At 30.3% G+C, this 21,920-nt stretch carries 20 protein-coding genes and 1 pseudogene; all 21 read right to left on the reverse strand.

All coding sequences use genetic code 11. The annotated features are described in order from the left end of the window. Positions 1-23 precede the first annotated feature (23 nt). Positions 24-665, reverse strand: coding sequence for a glycosyltransferase (locus tag AC5ZCW_RS12155; RefSeq protein ID WP_343544850.1), 642 nt, complete (start codon positions 663-665; stop codon positions 24-26). Between the two features lie 335 nt (positions 666-1,000). Next, the gene (locus AC5ZCW_RS12160; protein ID WP_343544849.1) at positions 1,001-1,156 is read right to left on the reverse strand and encodes a hypothetical protein; all 156 of its coding nucleotides are present in this window, start codon (positions 1,154-1,156) and stop codon (positions 1,001-1,003) included. A gap of 501 nt (positions 1,157-1,657) precedes the next feature. After that, complete coding sequence (locus AC5ZCW_RS12165; protein WP_343544848.1) at positions 1,658-2,464, reverse strand: class I SAM-dependent methyltransferase; 807 nt, start codon at positions 2,462-2,464, stop codon at positions 1,658-1,660. Positions 2,465-2,473: 9 nt separating this feature from the next. After that, a complete protein-coding gene (locus AC5ZCW_RS12170; protein ID WP_343544847.1) occupies positions 2,474-3,760 on the reverse strand; it encodes an ABC transporter ATP-binding protein in 1,287 nt (428 codons plus the stop codon). Next, a complete protein-coding gene (locus AC5ZCW_RS12175; protein WP_496120081.1) occupies positions 3,761-4,624 on the reverse strand; it encodes an ABC transporter permease in 864 nt (287 codons plus the stop codon). It lies immediately after the preceding gene. 129 nt (positions 4,625-4,753) lie between these two features. Then, complete coding sequence (locus tag AC5ZCW_RS12180) at positions 4,754-6,721, reverse strand: polysaccharide biosynthesis protein (RefSeq protein ID WP_343544845.1); 1,968 nt, start codon at positions 6,719-6,721, stop codon at positions 4,754-4,756. 84 nt (positions 6,722-6,805) lie between these two features. Then, on the reverse strand, positions 6,806-7,690 hold the full coding sequence (gene rfbA, locus AC5ZCW_RS12185; RefSeq protein ID WP_343544844.1) for a glucose-1-phosphate thymidylyltransferase RfbA: 885 nt from the start codon (positions 7,688-7,690) through the stop codon (positions 6,806-6,808). Positions 7,691-7,749: 59 nt separating this feature from the next. Further along, a complete protein-coding gene (gene rfbD, locus AC5ZCW_RS12190; protein ID WP_343544843.1) occupies positions 7,750-8,601 on the reverse strand; it encodes a dTDP-4-dehydrorhamnose reductase in 852 nt (283 codons plus the stop codon). Further along, positions 8,602-9,150, reverse strand: coding sequence for a dTDP-4-dehydrorhamnose 3,5-epimerase (gene rfbC, locus AC5ZCW_RS12195; protein WP_343544842.1), 549 nt, complete (start codon positions 9,148-9,150; stop codon positions 8,602-8,604). It abuts the gene before it with no gap. A gap of 14 nt (positions 9,151-9,164) precedes the next feature. Then, positions 9,165-10,310, reverse strand: coding sequence for an aminotransferase class I/II-fold pyridoxal phosphate-dependent enzyme (locus tag AC5ZCW_RS12200; RefSeq protein WP_343544841.1), 1,146 nt, complete (start codon positions 10,308-10,310; stop codon positions 9,165-9,167). Further along, entirely contained in the window at positions 10,303-10,923 is a 621-nt protein-coding gene (locus tag AC5ZCW_RS12205) for an acetyltransferase (protein WP_343544840.1), read from the reverse strand. Before AC5ZCW_RS12205 ends, AC5ZCW_RS12200 begins: the two co-directional genes overlap by 8 nt. After that, the gene (locus AC5ZCW_RS12210) at positions 10,910-11,515 is read right to left on the reverse strand and encodes a sugar transferase (protein WP_343544839.1); all 606 of its coding nucleotides are present in this window, start codon (positions 11,513-11,515) and stop codon (positions 10,910-10,912) included. The genes AC5ZCW_RS12205 and AC5ZCW_RS12210 overlap by 14 nt, the downstream gene beginning before the upstream one ends. Before the next feature lies 1 nt (position 11,516). Next, positions 11,517-12,749, reverse strand: a complete 1,233-nt coding sequence (locus AC5ZCW_RS12215) for a glycosyltransferase family 4 protein (RefSeq protein ID WP_343544838.1) — start codon at positions 12,747-12,749, stop codon at positions 11,517-11,519. Beyond that, entirely contained in the window at positions 12,750-14,627 is a 1,878-nt protein-coding gene (locus tag AC5ZCW_RS12220; protein WP_343544837.1) for an alginate lyase family protein, read from the reverse strand. A gap of 5 nt (positions 14,628-14,632) precedes the next feature. Next, positions 14,633-16,744: a bi-domain-containing oxidoreductase gene (locus tag AC5ZCW_RS12225; protein WP_343544836.1), complete on the reverse strand. Its 2,112-nt coding sequence runs from the start codon at positions 16,742-16,744 to the stop codon at positions 14,633-14,635. 12 nt (positions 16,745-16,756) lie between these two features. Continuing rightward, the gene (locus AC5ZCW_RS12230; protein ID WP_343544835.1) at positions 16,757-17,524 is read right to left on the reverse strand and encodes an AglZ/HisF2 family acetamidino modification protein; all 768 of its coding nucleotides are present in this window, start codon (positions 17,522-17,524) and stop codon (positions 16,757-16,759) included. Then, on the reverse strand, positions 17,524-18,138 hold the full coding sequence (gene hisH / locus AC5ZCW_RS12235) for an imidazole glycerol phosphate synthase subunit HisH (protein ID WP_496120085.1): 615 nt from the start codon (positions 18,136-18,138) through the stop codon (positions 17,524-17,526). Before hisH ends, AC5ZCW_RS12230 begins: the two co-directional genes overlap by 1 nt. After that, positions 18,135-19,271 carry an N-acetyl sugar amidotransferase gene (locus AC5ZCW_RS12240; RefSeq protein WP_343544833.1) on the reverse strand — a complete coding sequence of 379 codons (1,137 nt, stop codon included), beginning with the start codon at positions 19,269-19,271 and terminating at the stop codon, positions 18,135-18,137. Before AC5ZCW_RS12240 ends, hisH begins: the two co-directional genes overlap by 4 nt. Positions 19,272-19,273: 2 nt before the next feature. Further along, positions 19,274-20,392, reverse strand: coding sequence for a glycosyltransferase (locus tag AC5ZCW_RS12245; RefSeq protein ID WP_343544832.1), 1,119 nt, complete (start codon positions 20,390-20,392; stop codon positions 19,274-19,276). After that, on the reverse strand, positions 20,385-21,452 hold the full coding sequence (locus AC5ZCW_RS12250; protein ID WP_496120087.1) for a glycosyltransferase family 4 protein: 1,068 nt from the start codon (positions 21,450-21,452) through the stop codon (positions 20,385-20,387). The genes AC5ZCW_RS12245 and AC5ZCW_RS12250 overlap by 8 nt, the downstream gene beginning before the upstream one ends. A gap of 7 nt (positions 21,453-21,459) precedes the next feature. After that, a pseudogene (locus AC5ZCW_RS12255) lies at positions 21,460-21,609 on the reverse strand (DapH/DapD/GlmU-related protein); the annotation flags it as partial. Positions 21,610-21,920: the final 311 nt, after the last annotated feature.

Raw genomic sequence — 21,920 nt, forward strand, 5'->3', positions numbered from 1 at the left:
ATTTGTATAATTCTCGATAACCTTTAAAATAAATTATTATATATATTAATTACTTTAGCCTGATTAAAAGTATAATCTAGCTGTTCTTTAGCAATAATTGCATTTAACTTCTCTGCTTTTTGGATTCGCGCTATATTACTCAGGGATCTTTCTAAATGACTTTTAATCTCTTGTACATTTTCTGGATTTTGAATTAAAAACCCATTAACTCCATCTTCAATAATTTCTTCAGTTACACCGCTAGGGTTAGATTGTATAGGGAATGCCCCCATTACTAAGGCTTCCAGAAGTGCATTTGGCATCCCATCAGAAATACTATTTCTAATATATACTATTGCTTTCCCCATTAGATGCATCACTTCTTCATGAGAAAGCCCATGTCTTTCAAAAAATTTAAAATTAAGCTGGTTGTTTTTAATATAATCAATAACTTTTTTGTGGGCTCCAAAAACTATTACTTCATAGTTTTGAGTAATATGTTCGATCGAATGCAATGCCTTAATACAATATAAACCTCGACCAAAACCCTGCTCATATCCTTTAACAAGTATTATTTTTCTTTCTGCTATTGGCTGTTTATAAAGGCATAACTCTTCCAATTTATATCCAGTACCTCCAGGTATTAATCCTGTATATTTACCCTTAAATCCCAACTGCTTTGCCAAAACATAATCTCTCTCACAATCAGTATGTAAAAAATCAATACGATTTAAAACCTGTTTTATTTTTTTTAAATGATGAGGAAATTTTTGGTAATAATGTATATCATTTCCCCAACATTAATTTATCCATTTTATATTAGGATATTTTTTCATCGTTTTTAAGATAGGCTAAGAACAGCTTTGCAATTCAAAACTGTGAATAACTTCAGGACAAATTTCTTTTATTATCTCATCCAAGGCCTCATTTGCAGTTACTCTCAAAAATGGGCTTATTTTTTCATAAACAAAAGGCATTTTTTACTTAAAAAATATTCGCCTCTTACATGAGCAACTTTTCTTTACCCCCAATTGGTAAATTGATAAACGGAACCCAAAGTATCTAGCTTTCCTCGTTCCAAAACATCGAACCAATATAAATCGTAAGATGTATCTTTTAAATTTTCTATCCATCGAATAGTGTAAATGCAAGGCATTGAAATGAAGAGAATTTTCATTATATGGACCGGTGTTTTATAATTAATTCGACGTTTAGATATCAAAGTTATTTTTTGAATTTTAATCTACGGATGCCAGATCTGCATATCGTTTTAAATCTTCTAATGATTTGACAACAATCTCATCTCATTGCATTTTCAGTCTAAATTTATCTTATTAAATTTCCTAACATCGAAAATTCTATTTTAATGAGTATAGATTAAGAATCAGCATAAATACAATTGAACAAAAGCAAATTAACGGTTATTCTTTTCTATCTATCAATAGGTATTGAAAGGCATCATTTATAATGTATACTTTAAATTTCTAATTACTTTGATTTTTTATATAGTTGTAAATGCTCTTTCAAAAAACAGTAATTGATCATATTAAAATAATTATAAAAAGGATAAATTAAAAGAAAGAACCTAAAAAAAGATAAAATGAAATTTGCTAATTGGATTAATAAGAAATATTTCCTCAAAAAAAATAGCTTCTAAAATGGAATATATAGCTGACATTTATCTTAATCTTCTTTTTAAAGCTTTAAATGGAATTAATATAAAATGTCCTAGCTTATATGAGTTACTGTTTTTAACCTTAGCCACTACACCTATTTCCTGTATCTTTTCTCCATTAAAAAAAGATCTTTTATATTCTATAAAATTTGTATCAGAAGCTATTATAATAAGATATAAAGGATTGATAAATTCGTTTTTAATTGTTAAGAAATTCCCAGAAAATATTCTCATATCATCTTGATCAGTTTCATCTTGAATAATAGACATTCCTCCGCAGTATACTTGAGTTAGCACTTGCATTTTATCAAAATACGTCATTATCAATTTCTTAAAGTCTTCTTTATACAACTCCTTTACATGGAATTCATTTTTAAAATTTCTACCATCTGAATAATGTAATTTGTCAGGAGTCGAAATAATCAATAATCCATCCTTTCTTAAAACTCTTTTTACCTCAACCATCATTTCCTGATGTTTATCATGGTGTTCCAAGGTTTCAAAGCTTACAACCACATCAATGCTATTGCTCTCAAGAGGTATCTTATCTGCTCTACCAATTCTAAATTCTAAATTTTCTTTTTGATATTTTGATTTTGCCTTATCAATTGTATCAACATCTATATCAACTCCATAAACAAATGAAGCATTTTTAGCCATTAAATTACTTCCATAGCCTTCTCCACAAGCTATATCTAAAACCACTTTACCTGTTATGTAATCACTTACAATAGCATACCTATGCAAATGCTCGATTGAGTCTCTTGTTTGTATAAAAGTTTCTAATCTTTCTCCTGTCCACTTTTTCATTTAATCTCTTTATTTCCAATTTAATAATGGACGAACAACACCAGGGAATTTACCTGAATAATTTCCTCTCACAGTTTTACCACTAATTTCGTCAACGACATTAAAACCAACTACTTCTAATTCATGAAACTCTACACAAAACGGATTATATCTCATTATTGCGAAACTGCACAAATAATTCCCCTCTGCCAAAAAATTACCAGGAATAACAACTGATTTTTTATGTATTCCTTTCGAATGCGGCATAATTAATGTCTGTGACTCTTTATCGTGTGAACTTAATATGTGAATATTTTCTGCATTGAATAAATTAAATCCGTGAGTAAATAACTCTCCTTCTTTCAAAATTTCATAAGTAAACTCAATAGTTATATCTTCAAAAATATTATGGTTTACTTTAATTTCTTCTTCTTTATTCAGAACTTTTACCTCGATTAATTCTATAAAATCGCCTTTAGGAATATTGCCGTTTGATTTCTCCCAAATACGATGAGCAGTTGAATTCTCATTTTCAAGATACTTTTGCATGCAATTATCAATGCTTCCTTCAAAAACAACTTTTCCATGCTCCAAAACAATTCCTTTTGTACATAAACTTTTCACCGCCGCCATATTATGGCTTACAAAAAGAACTGTTCTTCCCTCACCTTTAGAAATATCTTGCATTTTACCAATAGCCTTTTTCTGAAATTCAGCATCACCAACAGCAAGAACTTCATCAATAACTAAAATTTCAGGTTCAAGAAAAGCGGCAACGGCAAATGCCAAACGAACTGTCATTCCAGAGCTATATCTTTTTACAGGAGTATCTATATAACGTTCGCAACCTGAAAATTCAATAATTTCATCTAGTTTTGATGTAATTTCTTTTTTGGTCATTCCTAAAATGGCTCCGTTTAGAAATATATTTTCTCGTCCAGTCATTTCTCCATTAAAGCCTGTCCCTACCTCTAATAATGAAGCAATACGGCCTCGAGATTTTATACTTCCTGTTGTAGGAGCTGTTACTTTAGAAAGTATTTTTAAAAGTGTAGATTTTCCTGCACCATTTTTCCCGATAATACCTAAAACTTCACCTCTTTCAACTTCAAAATTAATATCTTGTAAGGCCCAAACATAATCTGAAGTTCCTTTTTTTGAACGATCATTTGTGTCCCCAATCTTTAAATATGGATCTTCTTTTCCTCTAATTATATGCCACCATCTATTTAAATCGTGACTTAAAGTTCCTGTGCCAACTTCTCCTAAACGATATTGTTTTGAAATATTTTCGGCTTTTAATATTATATCTTTCATCTATACGGTATCTATAAAGCTTTTCTCTGTTTTATTAAAAACCAATAATCCAGCAAAGAAAACAACCAATGTAACTACTACTGTATATAATAGACCAAAAATTGAAATACTACCAATATTTAAAAGCATATAACGAGAAGTTTCTATTATATATGCTAAAGGATTATACTGCACTATCCATCCAAATTTCGGAAGTTTTTCTTTTATTAATTCCATTGGGTACATTACCGCCGACACATACATTAGTAATTGAACTCCAAATGCGACTAAATTATTCAAATCTCTATATTTTGTCACCATTGAGGAAATTATCATTCCCAATCCCAATCCCAAAATTCCCATGAATACAATTAAAATAGGAAAAAGCAATAATGATATATTTAAGCTTAGATCAGCACCCCGCAAAAAAAAGATTATATAAAAGACTATAAATATGCAAAATTGAATTCCGAATTTGACCAAATTTGAGATTACTATAGATAGAGGTGTAATAATTCTTGGGAAATATACTTTGCCAAATATAGATGCGTTAGATTTAAATGTATCTGAAGTTCCATTTAAACAAGCTGTAAAATAATTCCAAACCATGATTCCTGCCAAATTAAATAAAAATGGTGGAATTGTCCCAGTCTTAATTCCAGCAACATTATTAAATATTATTGTAAAGGTTATAGAAGTAAATAAGGGTTGAATTAGATACCAGAGTGGCCCCAAAACCGTTTGCTTATAAACTGTAATTATGTCTCTTTTTACAAAAAGCATCAATAAATCTCTATACTGCCAAATTTCTTTAAAATTCAGAGAGAAAAATTTATTCTTGGGTGTTATTTCAAACAGCCAGTCATTTGTGTTTTTAGAATCCATTTAAAAGAACTAAAAAATCTTGCCTTAAAATTAACAAGATTTTTAACATTTTAGAATTTGTTTAAAAATGTCAAAAGGTGTTTTAAAAAAAACACCTTTTGATTATCTGACTTAATATTTTATTTATTCTTATTTATCTAAAACTTCAAAAGTAGAATTCATACTTTTAAATTCTGGAACAATTTTTTTCATCTTGGCAACGATATCATCATTTTCATAAAAATCAGCGATACCGATTAATTCATCAACATCATTATGAAGATTTTCATATTCGTCTTGAATTTCTTGAGCAATCATAATCTTATTATGATATGTTGGGAGAGTTTTAGAGGTATCGTTTAACAATTCTTCGTAAAGCTTTTCCCCCGGTCTTAAACCAACAATTTTAATTTTAATTTCTTTATCAGGTATAAAACCTGCTAACTTAATCATTTTTCTGGCTAAATCAATAATTCTAACTGGTTTACCCATGTCAAAAATATATATTTCACCACCATTCCCCATAGCTCCTGCCTCTAATACAAGTTGGCAAGCCTCTGGAATTGTCATGAAATAACGAATAATATCTTGATGAGTAATAGTTACTGGTCCACCCTCGGCAATTTGCTTGGTAAACAATGGCACAACAGAACCATTTGAACCTAAAACATTTCCAAAACGAGTTGTAATGAATTTTGTACCCCCTTCAACATTTTCTTGTTGGTTTTTCAAGAATAAGGATTGAACATATTTCTCAGCAATACGTTTACTAGCCCCCATTACATTACTTGGATTAACAGCTTTATCTGTAGAAACCATTACAAATTTCTTTACCTGATATTTACAAGCTAAATCAGCTAAGTTTTTGGTTCCTTTTATGTTGGTTTGAATTGCCTGAGCAGGATTTTCTTCCATCAAAGGCACATGTTTATATGCAGCAGCATGGAAAACAACATGTGGATTGTAATTTTTAAAGACTTTTTCTAATGCTTTTTTACTTCTGACATCTGCAATTACGGCTACAATCTTAGTGTTAAAACTCATTGTTTGAGTTTCTAAACACAAATTATGCAATGGTGTCTCAGCATGATCTAGAACTATAACATTTTTTGGTCCAAAATTCAAGACCTGTCTTACAATCTCGCTTCCAATTGAACCAGCAGCTCCAGTAATTAAAATTGTTTTATCTTTTAATTGTTTAGAAATTGATTTACTATCTAGAACTATAGGTTTTCTTTCTAATAAATCTTCGATCTGAATATTCTTTACTTTTTGAGAAATCTCTTTTTGATTTTCCCAATCTGAAATCAAAGGAACCGTATATACTCTATAGTTAAACTCTAAACATTGATCTACAATAATAAGCTGTTCATCTTTTGTCAAGCTTTTATCAGCAATAATCACTCCTTCCGCTGCAACGGATCGCATTAAAGCCGGAAGCTTTTTTCTTAAGATTAAAATCGGAAGATCCAGCATACGCTTAGATGCATTCTGATTATTCTTATCTACAAATCCAACAATTTTAAATCGTGAAGGTGTTTCAAATTTTAAAGCATTTGCAACAGAAATTGCATTTGCATCAGTACCATAAATAACTGTTCTAACAAGCTTAGTCGTCGCTTTTTCAGAAAAATACATTTCAAATGTCTGCTTTACAACTACACGATATAGAAACAGTCCACAAAATGATAAAACTAAATTGATAAAAAGCGCAGTATTTAAAAAAGCTTTATGACCTGTATACAATTCAAAAATTAAATTTATAAATAAGAAGAAAACCAAAACTGACATTTGTGAAAAAAGCAGTTTTATTGCATCTATATACGAAGAGTGTCTGATAATTCCTGAATAGGTTCTAAAAAGCCAAAAGAAAAATATATTAACTATTATTAAACTTGCTACAAAATAAAAATCATGGGACGTTATGATGTATCCTATTGCAGTTCCGTCAAAAAGCAAATAAGTAAATGAAAAAGAAAAAAACAGAACCATTACATCAATGGTAATGATAATCCACCTAGGCAGATAACTCAAATTATTGATATTTGCCCTAAGATTTCTTGGAGAAAAGGTTTTGTACAACAAAGAGGTTATGTTATTTGGTTTTTCTGTATTCAATTTAGCATTTTTTAAGTCAGTAAAATTTGAACTTTATACAAAAATACAAATTAAAGGTTTTAAATAATTACTTAAAGGTACAAATTAAACTTTAACACCTTTTTTCTTTTGTTTTAGAAATTCCAACAAATATGTTCCGTATCCTGATTTAAGTAATGGTTGGGCTATTTGTTCAAGTTGAGCATCATCAATAAAACCTTGTCTCCAAGCAATTTCTTCAATGCATCCAACTTTTAAGCCTTGTCTTTCTTCTAAAACCTGAACAAACTGTCCAGCTTGCATTAAACTATTAAAAGTTCCTGTATCCAACCAAGCTGTACCTCTACTTAGTATACCGACTTTAAGCTTACCTTTTTCGAGATAAACTTTATTAACATCAGTAATTTCATATTCCCCTCTTGCACTTGGTTGAATGTTTTTAGCTATTTCAATCACCGAATTATCATAAAAATATAACCCTGGAACTGCATAATTGGATTTGGGCTCTAATGGTTTTTCTTCAATTGAAATGGCTTTAAAATTTAGATCAAACTCAACTACGCCATATCGTTCAGGATCTGACACATGATAAGCAAAAACAACTCCACCTTTTGGTTTTGTATTAGATTTTAAAAGTTCCTGCATATTAGAACCAAAAAATATATTATCACCAAGAATTAAAGCTACGTTATCATTGCCTATAAATTCTTCACCTATTACAAACGCTTGTGCTAAGCCATTAGGAACTACTTGTTCAGCATAACTGAATTTACATCCTAAACTTGAGCCATCACCTAATAATTTTTTAAAATTTGGCAAATCATGAGGAGTAGAAATAATTAATACTTCATTAATACCAGACATCATTAACGTTGATAATGGATAATAAATCATTGGTTTATCATAAACAGGCATCATTTGCTTACTCATTGCAAGAGTTAAAGGATGCAAACGAGTACCTGAACCTCCTGCTAGTATAATTCCTTTCATATATTTTGATTTTAGATCTTAGATTTTGAATTTTAGACTTCTTTAAAATCAAGCCAAAATCAAAATTTAGCAATCATTTTTTTTAAACTTTCCTTGTAATGAGGAATATCTAAATTATAAAGCTCTTTAATTTTTTTCTTGTCTAATAATGAAAATTCTGGACGTTTTGCAGGAGTTGGATAAGAAGCAGAAGGAATACCTCCAATATTACAATTGTATCCTCCAAACTCTTTAATACTCAGTGCAAAATCATACCAACTTATTTCGCCTTCGTTTGAATAATTATATACCCCTGGAATCCATTTTGAAGATTCAAGAATATCAATCATTACTTGCGCCAAATCAGCCGCATAAGTTGGTGAGCCAATTTGGTCATTAACAACATTGATAGTGTCTCTTTCCTGCATTAATCGCTGCATGGTTTTTACAAAATTGTTCCCAAATTTACTATAGACCCATGAAGTTCTAATAATAATAGAATCTGGATTTTCTTTTAAACACGCAATTTCTCCAGCCAATTTGCTCTCTCCATAAACATTTACAGGATTTGTATTTGCTTCTTCATTTAAAGCTACGGAAGAAGTACCATCAAAAACATAATCAGTTGAAACGTGAATTAATTTAGCTTTATTTTCTGAAGCAAATTTTGCAATTATTTCGACAGCTAAATGATTTACTATAAACGCTAATTCTCTCTCATTTTCTGCTTTATCAACTGCTGTGTAGGCACCACAATTAAAAATCACCATCGGCTGAATATCATTTAATTGAGTTTTAAGCAGATCTAGATCATCTAAAGTTATTTTAGTTCGATCTGCAAAAATCCATTTATAATTATTATAATTTTCAGACAAAACCCTTAGTTCTGAACCTAATTGCCCCTTTGCTCCTGTTACAAGCACTTTTTTCACTTAAAACAAACTATTACAATTTTCAATAAATGGCAAAACTTGATCTTTCTCTGACACAATTGCATCATTTAAATCCATTGCCCAATCAATATTTAAAGACGGATCATTAAATTTAATTCCGCCTTCTGAGGTTTTATTATAGAATTGATCACACTTATACATTACTGAAGCAGTGTCACTAATGACGGAAAAACCATGAGCAAATCCTTGCGGGACTAACAATTGCTTCTTATTTTCTGCTGATAACAAAATACTAAAAGATTTTCCATATGTAGGAGAGTCTTTTCTTAAATCTACCGCAACATCAATAATTTCTCCATCTAAAACACGAACTAACTTTGTTTGGGCAAAAGGAGGATTCTGGTAATGAAGCCCTCTTAGTGTTCCTTTTTTAGAAAAGGATTGATTATCCTGAACAAAATCAATATTAATTCCCAAATCTTCAAATTTAGTTTTGCTATAACATTCAAAAAAATAGCCTCGTTCATCTCCATAAACTGTTGGCTCTATAATTACTAAATCTTTTATAAATGTTTGTTCGATTTTCATGTCAACTAAAATTCTTATTTTATTTCAAAAAAAATATCCAATACATTCTTTATTCTTTTCTGGTCTTCTTGCAAAAGATTTGATCCTGATGGTAGACATAATCCTTTTTTAAACAAATTTTCAGATATGCTTTCGCCATAATAAGGATAGTTTTTGAATATTGGTTGTAAATGCATTGGCTTCCAAAGTGGCCTACTTTCAATATTTTCCTCTTCAAGTGCTAGTCTTAAATCCTCACTTGTTTTCTTATTAGTCTTAGCAGGATCAATAATTATAGCCGACAACCAATGATTTGAGTAATAATCTTCATTTGGTTCGGTTAAAACAGTCACCCCATCAATATCATTAAAATAATTAACATAAAAATCGTGCATTTTTCTCCTTAGACCAATATGTTTATCTAAAACTTCCATTTGTCCTCTACCTATTCCTGCGCAGATATTACTCATTCTATAATTGTAACCAACTTGACTATGTTGGTAATGGGGAGCATTATCTCTGGCTTGAGTTGAGAGAAAAACGGCTTTTTCCCTTATTTCCTTATCATGAGTTACAATAGCTCCTCCACCCGAAGTCGTAATTATTTTATTCCCATTAAAAGAAAGAACACCAATGTCTCCAAAAGTTCCACAATTCTTATTTTTATATTTACTTCCTAATGCTTCTGCACTATCTTCTAAAATAGGAATTTCATATTTTTTTGCAATGTCATGAATACTATCTTTCTTGTAAGGCATTCCGTAAAGATGTACAGCAATAATTGCTTTTGGCTTTTTACCATTTGAAATTCTGTCAATAATAGCATTTTCTAAGGCTACGGGGCAAAGATTCCAAGTTTCTGATTCACTATCTATAAAAACAGGAGTGGCGCCTAAATATAATATTGGATTTGCTGACGCAGAAAATGTCATACTTTGACAAATAACTTCGTCCCCAGGTTTTATCCCTAATAAAATAAGGCCTAAATGTATCGCAGCAGTCCCCGAACTTAAAGCACCTACAAAAACATTACCATTTAGATAATCTTCTAAATCTTTTTCGAACCCATTTACATTTGGTCCAAGTGGTGCTACCCAATTTGTATCAAATGCTTCCTGAACATACTTTTGTTCATTTCCTCCCATGTGAGGAGATGATAACCATATTTTTGAATTATTCATTTGTTTTATTAAATTTTATAATTTTACCTGGATTTCCTACAATAACTGCAAAATCTGGCACATCATTAATTATTACTGATCCTGCTCCAATAATAGCCCACTTTCCAATTTTTATTCCTTGAATAACACAAGCACCAATACCGATATGTGTCCCTTCTCCAACATTAATATTTCCTGCTAAAGAAACATTTGGAGATATATGACAAAAGTCTCCTATTTCGCAATCATGTTCAATAATAGCACCTGAATTAATAATACAATGTTTTCCGATTTTTACGCTCGAATTTATTATTACCCCAGCCATAACTACCGAACCTTTTTTGATTCTAGCATATTCAGAAACTACCGCATTTGCATGTAAAGCTGTAAAAAAAGAAGTTTTTAAATTTGATGCTATTTTTTTTCTAATTCCATTATCTCCTATTGAAATAATGATTTCATTATCAAAAGAAATTTTTGCTTCGACAGCTTTTAAGACAGGAATATTTGATATAAAGTCAATTTTAGGGTTATCGTCTAAAATTCCATTAATGACTATATTTTTACTTTTTAATATGTCAACAACGACTTTACCGTGCCCGCTTGCGCCATATAAGTATTTAATTTTTTCCATTAAATTTTTCTGTAGTCGCAACTCCTGTTGCATTTACACCCTCACTTTTAAACACTTTTTGAAAAGTCTTAAAAATTACTTTAAGATCTAAAGCAAATGATAAATTTTTCACATACCATACGTCGTATTCAAATTTTTGTTGCCAAGAAATTGCATTTCTTCCGTTTATTTGAGCCCAACCAGTTATGCCAGGTTTAACATCATGCCTTTGCTTTTGAAAATCACTATATATTCTAATATATTCAGGAAGAAGAGGTCTTGGTCCAATTAAACTCATGTCACCTTTTAAAACATTTAATAACTGAGGAATCTCATCTAGAGAAGTCTTTCTAACAAAAGCTCCTATCGCTGTTAAACGAAACTCATCTGCCAATAAATTTCCTTCTAAATCTTTCTTATCGTTCATTGTTTTGAATTTAATAATTTTAAATTCCTTTTCTCCTTTACCTGGACGGACTTGAACAAAAAAAGGTTTACCCTGATTAGCGGCAAACAAAAATATAGTGATTACAGTAAAAACAGGGGCAAGAATAACTAAGCCCATTAATGCAATTGAAAAATCAAGAATTCTTTTAATGAAATTTTTATACATCTTAAATAATTTCTTCAATTAACTTAACATATCTTGTAGCCAGGACTTTTCTATCAAAATTCAATTTAGCATATTGAAAACCACTATTCCCTTCCTTAATTAATTGAGAAGGATTACTTAAATAATGTCTAATTACTCTTTCATATTCTATAATATTCTCAGGTTCAACATATGTGCCTGCACTTGCCTGTTCTACTAGTTCTCTCGAAACTCCATCTATAGCCATAATTATAGGTTTTTTACATGAAAAATAATCAAATGTTTTATTGGAATAAACTGTTTTAAATGTATCAACTTTTTTCAAAACTGACGCCCCCATCTCAGAAGCCAAAATATATTTAAAAACTTCTTTTTTAGGAACAGGATCAATAAATCTTACATTAATTACATTTTGCTCAGAGGCTAATTTCATCAATCTCTCCTTCTCCATCCCTTGTCCAATTAATAAAAAAAGAACATTAGTATCTTCTAAAACTTTTCCCGTTTCTAGAAGCTGTTCCAAATGATTTGCTACTCCATGTGCTCCTACATATGTAATGACAAAATGATTTTCAAGATTATGTTTTTTTCTAAAACTATCTCTGTCAAATATTTCTTGTAATTCTTCTGAAAGGCTGAAATCGGCAGCATTCGGAATCATAATCAACTTGCTTTCAGGAACATTTTTAAAATCACGCAAAGTATTATAAAAAGCTGGAGTAAGTACATTTATTAGTTTTGCTTTTTTATATATAAACTTTTCAAACCAATATGCACCTTTAATAATCCATTTGTTTGTCAATACTCCAGTATCGATTGCCGACTCCGGCCACAAATCCCTTATTTCAAATACCATCGGAATTCTTTTAATTCTTGAAATTAAATAACCACTTAATCCCACAAATAATGGCGGAGAAGTAACAACAACAACATCAAATTTACCACTCACCTTAAAAAAACCAGCCCACATAGAGGAAAACATAAATGAAAAATATCCCCATAAGCGTCCTAAAAAACCTGAATTGTAGACTTCTGAAACGTGTGTTCTGTATACTGTGACATTCCCTTGTTGTTTTTTTACAAAATATTTTTTTTTATACTCATCACGTTTAGAATTACCGTTATAATGCATCATTCCAGCTATTACAGTAATACTATGTCCTTCTTCGATCCAGGTTTTTGTCATTTCATTCCATCTAGACCCCCCAGGATCATCTTCTTCAAGAAAATATTGATGTAATAGTAAAATATTCATTTAATATATATTAATTTTTGTAATTATTTCTTTTTCAAATGAAAAAGAAATCGCCTTTCCTTCTTTACATTCTCCATAATATAAAGAATTAAAAGATTTTACATCATTTGATTGTACTTCCAGATCATTAATTGCAGCTTGAAAAGTAATGTTATTCTCATCAGAGTGCCAAATTTGCTTTTTATTTTTATTTTTTAAGCTATCGACTCTATCTTTAACTTCCCATCCTAATTTACTTTTACTCTTTATCAATGTTCTTGAATGTACTGCTTTTGGATTCAGATATTTAAAAGCACTTATACTACCTTCAAATACATAAGCTGATTCTGTTTCTATCAATTTTGTTTTTATTGCTTGAGACCAATAAAACCAGATAAATCTATTCCCTTTTAGCATTTGAGCCTTATCATCAACAATTACAGTATTATGTGCCTGAGTACCTGTAAAATATTGCAACATTTCATTAGTTGTATTATATTTATAAGTTCCTGAATCTCTCAAATAATTGATGCCTTTATACCAAATGTCTATATGTAAGTTATCCGCATGTGCAGGACGATCTTTATGTTTTCCGCATCTTATAAAAGTAAATGTCTCACCGTCTCTAATTAAATAATATCCTCCGTCAGGGAAGCTAATAATCCCATCTTTTTGTTCTAACTTAGGACTTGAATGTACTTTTGAAATATTAGATAACCAATTTAAATCTTGACAAGCTTCAATATCCTCAAAAAGAGGCGTCCCTTTTAGAATATGATGCAAAGTATTTAATTGTGGACGATAATCGCGATAATCGGCTTCTGTTAATGGGAAAAAAAGTGCTCCATCATTATTACCATAATTAGGTAAATATCCATTTTGACTTTGCAAACATTGAAACAAAAAATTTAAAGACAATTCGGCTCTGTTATAGACAATAGGGCTAAATTTTTTTTTATGCTTTTCGGTCATTGAGAGACCTAACGAAAACAATTGAATTACAACTCTGTGGTAATTCATTGAAAATTGTAAAAAAGTACCATCAGGATAAATTTGATATTCAATTTCCTGCTCAAACCAATTCCTACCTTTTTTCGCCCATTTTTTTGTTTCCGAAATAAAAGGAAATAATAATTCACTAAGTGCTAAAAATAATGTTTCAGTTATAGCATGATTATTACGGACTGCTATTCTAGAAAAATCTATATGATTAAATACGTGATGTAATGATGCATAGATAACTTCCTGAATTTTAGCCCAGCGTTTTTCCGTTAATGATTCACTATTTTTATAAAAATATAAAGCATAACACCAATTAAAAATTCTCAGAGAAATTTCTTGACTACATTTCCAGTTTGGTCCTTTATTTATAGGATTTTCTTTTATCCAATCTTCAATCTCATCAAACACAAAAGATGAATTATCTTCATCATTATGGTAATCATTACAAATAATCGTCAATAGGTAAGAAAACCGAGATTTTTCCCACACATACTTTATGTCTCCATTTTTTTTACTAAAATCTTCAATTTTAGACCAATGCAGGGAACTATCGTATTTATAATTTGTTATAGGATTTGTCAGCCAATCGTAGTCTTTTCCTATTTCAATCCATTCTCTATTAAAAAACAATAATGAACCAGATTTTATAAGATTAACTTTTTCTTTAAGTGAAGTTGAAGGTCTTTTAAAAAATGTTAACTTTTCTCTTTCTTCTATTACAAAATCTGGCGTATTTAAGCGCCAATTTTCCAACGAAAAAAAAATTTGATTTTTAAAAGAAAATGGATGTCTTTTTTTTAAAATTCCACTTCTTTTTTCTAATTCATGGAAAATACGGTATGAGGTATACCGTAATCCCATATTACGAAAAAGTTGAATTCCTAATTTTATATTCATTTTTTTTAAATAGAGATCCAACTATTTGTTTTTAGACTTTCAATAGCAGCAAAACTTGCTTTGGAAGTATTTATTAATTCTTCCAAAGGTATTAATGATTCACCTCCATTTTTTGTTTGCTCAATTAACTTATGAAATTGGTTTTTATGACCTTTGTCTAATCTCGTTTTCAATTTTGAAAAACCTTTAAAACCAAATCCTTCTGTTTTTATAAAGTTATCCATTATTAATGTTCTCTCTTGAGAGTATACTTCAATTCTTTCTTTTGAATACGCTTTTGAACCATTTGAAAAATAATTTATGACTCCAGTCGAACCATTTTCATACTTCAATAAAATGCTTGCGTTATCAGTGTTCTCTTCTGGATTCACTCCCATTGCATTCATACAAATAGATTTCACTTTACTTCCTGTTAAATAGGTAATTAAATCTATAAAGTGGCAAGCTTCTCCAATAATCCTTCCGCCTCCAACTTGCATATCGTGCACCCATACATTTTTTGGTATTGCACCTGCATTCATTGTGGCAATCACATTCATTTGAGAATTTCCTAAAAGAGATTTCATCTTGATGGCATGAGGAGAAAATCGTCTATTGAAACCAACCATTATAGTTTTTCCAGATTTCTTTTGTGCGCTAATAACTTGAACTAGTTCTTCATTATTTAAAGCTAAAGGTTTTTCTACAAAGACATGTTTATTTGCCTCTAAACATTTAACAACCATTGGAGCATGAAGGTTATGTCTAGTTGTAATTAATACTAAATCAACTTCATTATCCCTAAGGATATCGTCTGTATTTGTAGTTGAATGAGAAAAAAGATATTTCTGAGCCATTGCAGTTCCACTTACCCCTCCTTTGCTTGCAATATATTTATAAATAGCTCCACTTCCTTTTAAAGCTGGAAGCATTGTCATTTTTGTAAAATTACCAGAACCTATTACGCCAATTACTCCTTTCTGACCTTCATAATTTGCTGATTTTAGCTCAATAGTGTTTCTAGGATTATTTATATTATCATCATATTTCAAGATAGAGGCTATTGATTTACTGGCTCCAATCTCTTTGTATATTTGCATATAATCTGTTAGCGCAACTACTTGAGAAATCATTTTATCTACTTGTAATTTTCCTGAAGAAATTGACTGTAAGATTGCTTCAAAATTTCTTTTTTCCGTCCATCTTACAAATGGCAAAGGATAATCTACTCCTCTATTTTCATAATTCTCATCATATCTACCTGGTCCATAAGAGCATGAAACCTGAAAACTAAGTTCTTTTTCATAAAATTCAGCTCTACTAAGATCTAATCCTATAACGCCAACCAAAATAATACGCCCTCTTTTTCTGGACATTCTTGCTGCTTGAGAAATTATCTCATTATTTTTAGCGGATGCTGTAATAATTACGCCATCTGCTCCAGTATCTCCAGTACATTCTTGAACAAATTTTACAACATCTCCATTCTTTGGATTAAATGGAATTATTCCCCATTCTTTCGCTAAACTTAATTTACTTTCATCAATATCAACACCAACTACTTTACATCCATTTGCTATTAACAATTGGGCAGTTAGCAGTCCTATCAATCCTAAGCCAACAACAACAATTGTTTCCCCTAAAGTTGGATTTAATAATCTAATGCCTTGTAATCCAATTGAACCTATGACTGTAAAAGTTGCTTGCTCATCACTAATATTGTCAGGTATGTTAGCCGCTAAATTTTTAGGAACGCAAACATATTCAGCATGTTGTCCATTGGAAGCAACTCTATCACCAACTTTAAATTCACTAACTCCCTCACCGACACCAATGACAACACCTACGTTACAATATCCTAGTGGTAAAGGTTCTCCTAATTTATTAAATACAGCCTCAAGTGTTGGCAAAAGGCCTTCTGTTTTAATTTTATCTAAAACTTGTTTTACTTTATCTGGTTGTTGCCGAGCCTTAGATATTAAATTTGATTTACCAAATTCTACAAGCATACGTTCAGTTCCTAAAGACACTAAAGAACGTGTTGATCGAATTAATATATGTCCTTTTGCAACTAAAGGAGCTGGAACCTCTTCAAGTATAGTTTCACCACTCTTAAAAGATTGTATAATTTGTTTCATTTAATTTTTTTTTTATAATTGATAAAGAAGCTTTCGTTCTTCAAATTTTGGATAACTAATTAATACAGCTCTATATTTTCCTTTAAAGACAAAAAAGCTTCCTGCCGAAACACCAATAGTTTTATATCTTGATATTGCTTCTTTAATATGCTCTAATGTTCCAACTCCACCCAAGATAGTCATTGGCATTTCAGTTTTATCTCGAACAAAATCAAATAATTTAAAATCCAGGCCTTGCATTTTTCCATCGTTGTCAACAGAATTAACCACTAGTTCTCCAATACCAATTTCATTTAATGTCTCTAAAAAATCAGTGAGTTTAACACTTGAATTTTTCGTAGCATTATGAGTGACTATTTCATAACCTCCAAAAAGTTTTTTCTTTTTTATGTCAATTACAACAACAACACTTTGCGAGCCTACAGCATTGGCTATTTTCCTTAGAACTTCTGTATCATAAATAGCTGCCGTGCTTAAAGCTACTTTCTCAGCTCCCAAACTGATTATTTTTTTTGCTTGTTCAACAGTGGTTACCCCACCTCCATAACAAAACGGCATTCTACATTCAATTGCCAAATTTTGAATTAATTCAAAATCTGGACCTCTACCTTCAACTGTAGCATCAATGTCTAGAACAATAAGTTCATCAACTTCTTTTTCGTTAAAAATTTTGACCGCGTTTAATGGGTCTCCAACATACTTTGGATCCTTAAAATTTGTCGTCTTAACTAATCCTTTATTATGTACTAGAAGACAGGGTGTAATTCTTGATCGTAACATTATAATTTAGCAAAATTATGAAGTAAAGTAATTCCGTTTTGATGGCTTTTTTCAGGATGAAATTGGATGCCGCATACGTTTTCATGAACAACAGATGAAGCAAATGCTTTTCCGTAAATTGTTGTTGTTAAAATATCGTTATTGTCCTCACATTCAAAATAAAAAGAATGCAAAAAGTAAAAGCCAAAATCTGGATCAATATCTTTTAGTAAAAAATTCTCTTTATTAAAAGTAACAGTATTCCAACCTAAATGAGGTAATTTAGGTTTATGTTCCAAATAACTTTTATCAATTTTTTTGACTTTCCCTTTTATATAACCAAGGCCTTTTAATGTTCCTTCTTCACTAGATTCAGCAAGGATTTGCATTCCAACACAAATTCCTATTATAGGTACTTTGTTTTGCAATACCTCTAAATCTAAAACCTCTCTAAAGCCAGTGCTATCTAATTTTGCAATGGTCTCATCAAAAGCGCCAACTCCTGGAAGGAAAATTTTTTTTGCCCCAATTACTTCTTCAGGCTTAGTTGCTATTAAATATTTAACATTTAATTTTTCATAAATGTTAGCAATTGCCTTTATATTTCCTGATCCGTAATCAATTATTGTTATCATCTCTTAATTGATCTTTCTATTCCTAAAAATTTTAAAACTTTAGCTCCAGTTTTAAACATAGACAACTGATTTTTATAGTCCCAAAAGAATTTTTTCTCTGAGGTAAAATAGCTTTGCAACTCTTCTACAGAAATACCTAGTTTTGTAGCAATATATTTAAACTCTTCTTCTATTAATTCAGGATTATAAGCTGTCTTCTGTAAGTTTTCTAATGCTTTTTCTCTAGTCATTTGACCTGTTAAAATCAAACTTGAATATTGCACTCGACGAGTATCAAAACCAAATCTTTCAGGCAACCAATATCCTTCATAAAATTTAGTAAATCTAGATTCGAAATGTTTTTGAGGATATGGTGTCCATCCATATTCATCAGCCAATAATTTCAAAGCCTCTTCTTTAACATAAGGCATATAATTTAATGGCTTCACAACCTGAACACCTTTAATATATCTCAAATAAAATTTATGTTTCAGCACGGGACTAAATGGATAAGTAAGCATTTTATTTTTTCCAAACTTTTTTCTTATATCTCTAATTTGCGCCATGTCTGTTCCGTAGTAGAGATACTCCATAGGATTTCTTACACATTCCGTAGAGATATTTCCACCGTTTAGAATATACTTAATATTATATTTATTAGCAAAATTATACAACGTAGCCACAAATGCATGATCTTGAGGAATGTCTAAATGTGGAACTCCTGATTTGAAGAAAGCTAGTTGAAAATCTTTCATTTCTTCCCAATTAATTACTTCTGTATATAAATCAAGTCCCAATTTATCAATCATTACTTGAATATTGTTAACTGCCAACTCAGAATTCCATCCTCCATCAACATGAAAAACTAATGGCCTTAATCCAAGTTCCTTTACAGCTAAATGTAAAAGGTAAGAACTATCTACACCACCACTCATTCCTAAAATGCAATCAAAATCTTTCCCTTCTCCCTCTTTTTTAATTTTAGCCACTACTTCCAGCATCTCAGCTCTTCCTTTTTCATCGGTATGCCAATTTGGCTGTACATTCGTATAAAAATCATTACAATGATCACACATTCCTTTATCATCAAAAACTATTTTTGAATCTGACGTGTCCATAACACAATTCGTACATATTTGATATTGCTGTTGCATAACTATTTTTTATTTAATACAATCTCTATTTCTTTGTTAAACCTAGTAAATACTTCTTCCCAATTAGGAATTGTATTTACCTTTAATTTACCTTTACTAATACGTGTTTCTAAATCTTCTTTATCGTCATCATAATGCATCATAACATTTAGTATTGACTCTGCATCAAAAGGATCAAAATAAAATGCCATATCATCACAAATTGCATGGGCAAAATCTAAATTTGAGGCAAGAATCGGCTTTTCAAAAGCCATTGCTTCAATGTATGGTAATCCATAAGTTTCTAAAAGTGATGGAAAAAATAAGGCATCCACTTGTTTATACAATGATGGCATTAATTTTAAGTCCACTTTTCCCAAATTAATTACATTATTCAAATTGGCTGATTTAATTTTTTCTAAAAATTCTGATGCCACATCAAAATCTAAAGTTAAAATTAACACAAAAGGCATCTTTTCTTTCTTGATCAACTTTAGCAAATCCAACACAACATCAAAGTTTTTATGTGTTGAATAACTAGCCGGATAAAAAAAGTATTTTTTATTTTTATCTAAATCTAAACCGTAAAATTCTTTATTACAAGATAAATCAATCCCAACAGGTGTTGGAATTATAGTAACATTTTGATTTTTGAATTTTTTTATTAAACGAGTAGCAATATTTTTCGTTTGAGCTATTGTTAAAACAGCTTTATCGGCATATTTATTTATTAGAAAAATTTTAGTCTTTCTAATAACATAGTCTTTTAAACTCATTTTTCTCCAAACATATTCCTCAGAATAAACTGCATAAGGCCAATCAAAAAAATATATTTGAGGGATAGATGTTGGAATAACTATATCGCCAAAATTAAAAACTAAGTCAATTTTATATTTCTTTAAGAGTATTGGAAATTTGAAAAAGTATAGCCCAATAAAAAAAACATTAGCTTTAAAAATTGATTCAATATCAATAACATTCAATTTATCTTTACTATATGAACTATACATTTTAAAATTTGGTGTAAGTACATAATAAGTATCTGTTAAATCTGCATTACTCAATTCTCTTATATAATTATCAAGTATGTTTTTTCCTCCTCCAATACTTAAATTCAAAGCATTAATTAATATTTTAGCCATTGTATTGTTTTAAGATTGAAATGAAATTTGCTGCAGATGTAGCAACATTAATTTTTTTGGATAAAGCGTAGCTATTTTCCCCCATACTTAATAGTTCGTTATTATCCAATTTTTCAAAACGGTACATTTGTTTAGCTAATTCTTCAGCAGAATCATTATTAAACCCATAACCATTAAAACCATTAATAAAGAAAGATGCTTTTGCTCCAACATTTTCAGCTAGTAATAATGGCATCCCAAGACAAGCAAATTCGTGCACAACAACTCCCCATTGATCATTTCTACTGGGTAAAATGAAAACATTAGCGTTTTTAGAAATTTCAATAATTTCTTTACTGGTTGAAAATGGAAACAATTTTACTCTTGAACATTCCTTTAAAGATGGCTCTAATTCTCCATTTCCAACACAAATTAAATTCCAAGTTCCATTGTACTTACTTTTATAAATTTCAAATGCATTTATTAAAATATCTACACCTTTAACTTTTCTAAAATTACCTACATATAAAAAAGATTTCTGCGTATTTTCTTTTCTCAATGAGTTAGCATCATATTTAAATTGAGAAGTATCAGCCGAAAGCATATCAAATACAATTTCCCTATTTTTAAACCCCATTTTTTTTGCGAATTCAAATTGGTATGCTCCAGCAACCCAAGCATGTGTAAAAAACTTTTTAAAATAAAATGGAAAAATAAATGCGCCAACTTTTTGTCTTAAAGTTCCTTTCCAAATATCGTCAAATGCGGTAACAATAGGAACATTTTGCTTTTTCATTCTTTTTGTAACATACAAATAACCTTTATCCATCCATCCTGATATATAGATAATATCTGGATTAATATCTAGCGTTAAAGACAAAATTTGTTCATTATTGTACTCTGACCTCTTATAATAAGTGACACCCTCAACTAGTTCTGGCACATAAGGTTTAATTTTCTTTTTATCCCAGCTCATTACATGAACCTCTGCATTATATTGAGAAACATATTCTTTTAAAATTGGTATTTGATAACCAACTAATTCTGAATACAAGTACAGAATTTTAATTTTATCTATCATGGATTTTTCGAATTATTTTAACAGGATTACCTCCTACAATAGTATTTTCTTCTACATCTTTATGAACTACTGATCCAGCTGCAATTATAGCTTTATTACCAATTGTAACGCCAGGAAGTATCAACGCTCCATAACCTATCCAAACACCATTACCAATCTTAATATTTTTTCCAATACCTTTCCCTGCAACTCGAATTCCTTGACAATCAATTTCATGAGTCCCACAAAATATAGAGACTCGATCTGAAATATCACAATCTGATCCAATTTCAATTTTTGCAAGCCCTCCAGTTATTATTGATTCATGACCAATAAATGTTTTTGCTCCAATTTTTACTTCAATATTTCCTAAAATTTGAACTGAGGAATATATTCTCGCACTTTTATCTATTTGATAGCCAAGAGTTCTAAATAAATAAACATTTAATTTTGGCATTTTAATTAGCGGTAAAAATCTTAATAGAAATC

The organism is Flavobacterium sp. PLA-DH12 (assembly GCF_059511845.1).